Raw genomic sequence first — 6,663 nt, 5'->3', positions numbered from 1 at the left:
ATGGAGACGATGAAAGATCCCGGTTTGAAAGAGAAGTGGGAGAGTTATGTAAGGTAAATTTTTGTAATAAGCAAAATAAAGCAAGGCTGACTGATTTTCGTTAGCCTTGCTTTGCTATTTTGAAAAACAATTCAAATAAAACCTCACCCTTTCAACATCACCATCAATCCCCCGCTGACAAACGCAATTACCCACCAGCCATAAGCAATCCGAGAATAAATATGCAGCGAATGCGGAACGTGAATTGGTTCGCCGGTGCGCAGAAAAAATCGCCAAACAAGAATTGTGTCAATTAACATTCCCAATAGCGCTGAATATCCTAAAAATCCATGAATTGTAAACGGCGAATTGGGCGAGCCGATAATCATGAAAATCGTTGCTGTGATGTCAAAAATAACGCCGATCGTGAGCGCAGTTAATACAGTGACGGTGACTTTTCGTTTTCGTTGTTCGATAAAAATGCCGATGGAATATCCAATCAGCGCAATAATAACGATACGGGTGCCAATTAAAAGAAGCGTATTCATGCGAATGAGTTTCCTTGTTGTAAAATTAAACTACTTTTTTGTCGAATTAGATTTTCCCGCATTAAAGCTGCCATTCGCTAGCCGCGCTTTGTCAGCTCATCGCGGATCAAATTAGGGTCTCTGGAACATAAACCGCAACGCCAGACACAAAAAACTGCTTATTTGCCCTGAGTTTCTGATGCAGATGTTGGTTTGTGCGGTTCATATTTGGCGATCAATTCCCAGATTTTTTCAAAATAATCCACAAACAGGGTGCGATCCTTTTCAGAAAAAACGGATAAGAAGCTCGTGATCATTTCCGAGACGACTTTTCTGCGTTCGAAGACGACCTTCGTTCCCTTTTTGGTCAGGAATAAATTTGTCTGACGCTGGTCCTCTTTCTCGGTTGATTTCTTAAGGTAACCGAGATTGACGAGGCGATTGACCAGTTCGGTTCCCGTGGAAGGAGCCAGGCTGAGTTTTTGGCACAATTGCGACAAACTCAAGGTTTCACTGGCGTGCAAAATAATCATCGCCTGATATTGGCGCATGGACAATTTTGATTTGTCCGGGTGTTGACGCCCCAAATCATGGAACGCATTCATGATTCGGGGCGCAATTTCTGCTAAACGTGCAGCATCTTTCGAGGGCATTGGGCTATTTCCTTTGAAATGTGGTGTTGAATCCGACAAAAATTCGTCTTCCCACATAAGGACCATAATTTTTATCAGTGTAGTCAGTCAGATTGTTGACGCCGACGCGCAGGCCGAGCAAGTTGTTTAGCCGATAACTGACAGTAAGATCGAGCTGATGGTAAGGATTTTTTTCCACTTTCTGGAAATCTCCTGAGTGTCCGGAAACCACCAGAATATTTCTTTTACTGAAAAATTGGTCCCTGAGGGAAAGTTTTAATTTTTTATTAAACAAAGCGTAAACTATTCTTACGAAACCGGTGTGCGGAGATATTTTTGAAAAAGCGACGTCCTCCTGGTTGCTGCTCATGTTTGTATAATTGTAAGAGAGCGTGGTCGTCAAATTCTCCGCTAAATATAATCGCGTTTGCAGTTCAACGCCGCTGAATGTGGCTTTGTCAACATTCAAGTAACTGAAGGTCAAAGGCGCCGCCTGGTAATCGACAATCAGGTCTTTGAAGTTATTGTGAAAATAGGTGGCGTTGATCAAAAATAGTGATTTGTAAAAATATTCAATACCTATGTTACCGCCAATTGAGGTCTCAGGTTCCAAATCAGGATTGCCGAGAACGCGCATGGGCATTCCGGGAATCGGAATCGGGAAATCGCTGTACAATTCAATGAAAGAGGGTGCGCGGAATCCGCCGCCCCATGATCCGCGAATTTTTAAATCGGAATTGACAGCATACATGGCGCTGAGTCGCGGGCTGAAATAACTTTTCAAATCAGTGATTTTATCGTACCTGCCGCCGAGCAGCAACGTGATTTTCTTGAACATATTTTGTTCAAGCTGAACAAAAACGCCGGTTTGATTTCGAGCTTGGACGTTCGTCAGTCGCGCATTTTCATAGTCATTTTTGGAGACATCAAAGCCAAAGTCGAACTTCGTTTGATTCAAAGGACGGTACGTAAAATCAGATTTTAAGCCGATTAATTGATCCGTTGTTGTGTCCACTGATGCTGGCGAAGGAGAGCTTTGTGAAGCGCTTTCATAGGTGCGAAAATTGTCGGAATAGTAGCCGGTAAATTGCCAGTTGAAGGCGTCTCCGAGAGAATTTCTCCAGACTAAATTTGTGTTGACGTTCTTATTTTTGGAGAGATTCTCACTAATGCCGCCCATGAACGAGGACTCTGAGTTTTGTTCGTCGGCTTTGAATTCACCTTGCATCTGAATCTCACCCAATTTGGCAAAGTTATATTTCAATTTCCCGATGAAGCTGTTAGATTTTGTGTCTTTTATTTGAATTTCAGAAGCGCCTTGATCAAATCCCTTTTGAAAATGATCGATATTGAAATAGTAGCCAAGTTGATTAAAGGAACCGGAAAAATTTACGTTGCCGCTGTAAAGATCATTTGAGCCGGTGCGGCCGTTAGCTTGAATTTTGAGGCCGCGGGCAAAGCCGCGAGTAATAATGTTAATAACACCGCCCAAGGCGTCGTTTCCATACAGTGCCGAACCCGGGCCTTTGACAATTTCAATGTGATCAATTTTGTCAGCGTCGATGAAATTGAGTGGAATGCGATTGTTCAATTTCCCTGTCTGCGGCACATTGTCCACCAGAATCAGAATTCTCCGACTGTCCACGCCGTTCATGTACAAAAATTTATTTCCCGATGTGCCCGATTCGATATTGATGCCGGGTCTGTCTGCCAAAATTTCGGAAACATCTTCAGCGCCTTTTTCGGCAATCTCCGCCGCAGTGACAATTTCAGTGGGAACAGGAACGTCCTGCAAGAGCTTTTCCGTTCGCGTGGCAGTGACAACGACTTGTTCAGTTTGAAAAAAATCTTCACTTAAAGAAAAATTGACAGTCACATTTTTTCCTGCTTCAACGATAATTTTTTGCTCTTGTGACTTGTAGCCAATGTACGTCGCCTTTATTTGGTAGGTTCCGCCAGGCGCGTTAGCAATTTCAAAAAAGCCGTTTTGATCTGACGCGGCGCCAATCGTTGTACCAACAAGGATAATGTTGGCGCTGACAAGAGGCGATCCTGTTTTAGCGTCAGCGACCCTCCCCTTTATTGTGCTACCTTTTTGTGCCAGGGACAAATTCGTCAAAGTAGCCAAAACGACAAAAACGCCCAGAAAAGAAAACCATAAAGAGTTACGGTGATGAAACAGTCCTGTTTTCATTTAACAAGCCTCCGGAAATTAATGATAATTTAGTTGATTAAAAAGATGTGTTCGTTTGTTTGTCAATTTGATTCGTATTTACGAAATGTTCGTATGTGCGAAATATAACAAAAGAAAACATTGAAGTCAAGGAAAAAGTGATATTTTGTGAAAAAAATCACACCTTGGGTCTGTGCTGCTTTTTGGTCGTTTTTCTTGTGGGCGGTTATTAGACTTGTCCCAGTGAATTATTAAATCAAAAGGGACAAATTTTTGATAAAAACATTGCATTTTAATTTGTGAATTTGTATATTAATGACTAATTTTTTTTCAAACGGAGCCCAAACCCTTCTTTCCCCGTCATTATTCAAATCATTGATAGAAAAATCCTAATTTCGCTTGAGTATTTTACGCAATAGAAAAGTTAGGACAGAGAAGGAAGATAAGATTAATTTAATTATGATGAGGTGAATGGCTATGAAAACGTTTAAGAAAGTGACAATGGACGGAAATGCTGCTGCTGCGCATGTGGCTTACGCGTTTAGCGATGTGGCGGCGATCTATCCGATTACGCCATCTTCTCCGATGGGAGAGTTGGCAGATTTTTGGTCGGCTACAGGTAGAAAAAATCTGTTTGGCCAGCAAGTTGATGTTGTCGAATTGCAATCCGAAGGCGGCGCTTCCGGCGCTGTTCACGGCGCTCTTTCCGCTGGCGCCTTGACGACAACATTTACCGCTTCACAGGGATTGATGTTAATGTTGCCTAATATGCATAAAATCGCCGGAGAAATGCTGCCGACAGTGTTTCACGTTTCTGCGCGTTCTCTCGCGGCGCAATCGCTTTCCATTTTCGGCGACCATTCAGACGTCATGTCCGCTCGCAACACCGGATTCGCGCTGGTGGCTGCCGCCTCAATTCAAGAAATCATGGATTTGGCGGTTGTTTCTCATCTCGCGACGCTGAAATCGTCAGTGCCATTTTTGAACTTTTTTGACGGCTTTCGCAGCTCCCACGAGATTCAGAAGATTGAAGAGATTGATTATGACACCATGGATGAATTGCTGGACATGAAATATGTGGAAAAATTTCGCAGTCGCGCGTTGAATCCGGAAATGCCGCGAATAAAAGTCGGCGCGCAGAACCCGGACGTCTATTTTCAGGGTCGCGAAACGGTAAATAAATACTATACGGAAACGCCGAAGATTGTGCAGGAATACATGGATCTGGTTGCTGAAAAAATCGGACGGCAATATCATTTATTCGATTACGTCGGTGCGCCGGACGCGGATCGCCTGATTATTGCCATGGGCAGCGGCTGTGAAGCCATCGAGGAAACGATCAATTGGCTAACTGCCAATCGCGATGAAAAAGTGGGTCTGTTAAAAGTTCGCCTTTATCGCCCATTTTCAGTCGATCATTTTTTAAAAGCGATTCCTGAAACTGTGAAAAAAATTGCCGTGCTCGACCGAACGAAAGAGCCGGGATCAATCGGCGAACCGCTCTATTTGGACGTTGTGGCGGCGCTGAAAGACAGAAAAGACCTCACGATCATCGGCGGCAGATACGGACTTTCTTCGAAAGAATTTACGCCGTCAATGATCAAGGCGGTTTACGATCATTTGAATGACGCCTGCTTTCACGGATTTACTGTAGGCATCGAAGATGATGTGACTCATTTGTCAATTCCGATCAAAGAAAATATCAATACTTTGCCCGAAGAAACAATTAGCTGCAAATTCTGGGGTTTTGGCTCGGACGGTACTGTTGGCGCTAATAAAAATTCCATCAAAATTATCGGCGACAACACCGATCTTTACGCGCAAGGATATTTTCAGTACGATTCGAAAAAATCGGGCGGCATCACGCGCAGCCATCTTCGTTTTGGCAAAGCACCTATTCAGTCTCCTTATTTGGTTTCTGCGGCGGATTTTATCGCCTGTCACAATCAGGCGTTTGTCGGCAGATATGATATTTTAGAAGGAATAAAAGAAGACGGTGTTTTTCTGCTGAATTCAAATTGGTCCAAAGAAGAAGCCTTTGAAAATTTGACCGAAGACATGCAGAAAACAATCATTGAAAAGAAAATCAAATTTTACAACATCGATGCTTTGAAAATTGCCGAAGAGGTCGGACTGGGCGGCAGAATTAATTCTGTGATGCAGACGGCTTTTTTCCTGATTTCCGGAGTGCTGGATCGCCAGGAAGCCATCAAAATGATCAAAAAAGCGATCGAAAAAACCTATAAGAAAAAAGGCGAAGAAGTCGTCAAGATGAACTGGGCAGCCGTCGATAAAACAGACGAGGCTTTGGAAGAAATCCCTGTCCCCGAGGAGATGCCTAAAATGCATCGCGAAATGAAAAAGCTCGTTCCCGACGACTCCGATAAATTTGTCAAAAATGTGATCGAAAAAATTATGCGCGAAAAGGGCGACGAAATCCCGGTTTCCGACATGCCGTTTGACGGTTTTGTGCCTTCAAATACGGCGAAGCTGGAAAAACGCGGGGTGGCGCCTTTTGTCCCGCGCTGGATTCCGGACAAATGTATTCAATGCAACCAATGTTCTTTTGTTTGTCCGCACGCGGCGATTCGCACCAAACTCATCGAGCGCGATGTGCTCAAAGACGCTCCTGATACTTTTACCACTCTCAAAGCACTGAGCCGCGACGGCGAAAAATACGATTTCAAAGTACAGGTTTATATCGAAGATTGCCAGGGATGTATGGTCTGCGTCAACGAATGTCCCAAAGACGCGCTGGAGAAAGCGCCAATTGAAGAAGAGAGAAAAGCCGGCGAAAACGCCAATCAGGAATTTTTTGAAGCTATTCCCAACGACGTGCTGAGCACTGTTGTCAAACTGGAAACGCTAAAAGGTAGCCAATTCAAACAACCGCTGCTGGAGTTCTCCGGCGCTTGCGCGGGTTGCGGCGAAACGCCGTACGTAAAATTAATTACTCAACTGTACGGCGACCGCTTGTTAATCGCCAACGCCACCGGCTGTTCCTCGATCTGGGGCGCGACTTTTCCGACAATGCCTTACGCTAAAAACAAAGACGGACATGGTCCGGCGTGGGCAAATTCGCTGTTTGAGGACAATGCGGAGTACGGATTAGGTTTTCGTCTGGCAGTGAACGCCAACCGCAAGCAGTTGCTCTATAATGTGGAGCAGGCTCTTGCTAATGGCGTGGCTGGCAGTTTGCGCGATGCGCTTGCAAAAGCGAAAGATTTGTGGGATTCCAAAGAAGAAGAAGCAAAAGCAAATGTAGTGAAAATTAAGCAATTGTTGCCTGACGCCATTGATAAAGCGAAAGGCGATCTGAAGAAAATTTTGCGCCGAGTCAAAGAGCTTTCCG

4 protein-coding genes (1 of these 4 only partly in view) are annotated in these 6,663 nt (G+C 44.2%); 1 reads left to right on the top strand and 3 read right to left on the bottom strand.

Going from position 1 to position 6,663, the window contains the following annotated elements; translation table 11 throughout:
* Positions 1–143: 143 nt before the first annotated feature.
* The 3 genes from GXO74_05375 to GXO74_05365 all read right to left on the bottom strand — a co-directional run bounded on the left by GXO74_05375 (position 144) and on the right by GXO74_05365 (position 3,332).
* Positions 144–527 carry a hypothetical protein gene (locus GXO74_05375; protein ID NOZ61091.1) on the bottom strand — a complete coding sequence of 128 codons (384 nt, stop codon included), beginning with the start codon at positions 525–527 and terminating at the stop codon, positions 144–146.
* A gap of 158 nt (positions 528–685) precedes the next feature.
* Positions 686–1,159 carry a winged helix-turn-helix transcriptional regulator gene (locus GXO74_05370; protein ID NOZ61090.1) on the bottom strand — a complete coding sequence of 158 codons (474 nt, stop codon included), beginning with the start codon at positions 1,157–1,159 and terminating at the stop codon, positions 686–688.
* A 4-nt stretch (positions 1,160–1,163) separates the two neighbouring features.
* On the bottom strand, positions 1,164–3,332 hold the full coding sequence (locus GXO74_05365) for a TonB-dependent receptor (protein NOZ61089.1): 2,169 nt from the start codon (positions 3,330–3,332) through the stop codon (positions 1,164–1,166).
* A gap of 450 nt (positions 3,333–3,782) precedes the next feature.
* On the opposite strand from GXO74_05365, the gene nifJ reads away from it, so the two are divergent.
* Positions 3,783–6,663, top strand: partial view of a pyruvate:ferredoxin (flavodoxin) oxidoreductase gene (gene nifJ / locus GXO74_05360; protein NOZ61088.1) — the 5' portion only. The gene runs 662 nt beyond the window's last position; the window shows 2,881 of its 3,543 coding nt (coding positions 1–2,881); the start codon lies at positions 3,783–3,785; its stop codon lies off the right edge, out of view.

The sequence above is a fragment of the Calditrichota bacterium genome (genome assembly GCA_013152715.1).
Lineage (GTDB): Bacteria > Zhuqueibacterota > Zhuqueibacteria > Thermofontimicrobiales > Thermofontimicrobiaceae > 4484-87.
This window is presented reverse-complemented; position numbering and strand designations above follow the sequence as displayed.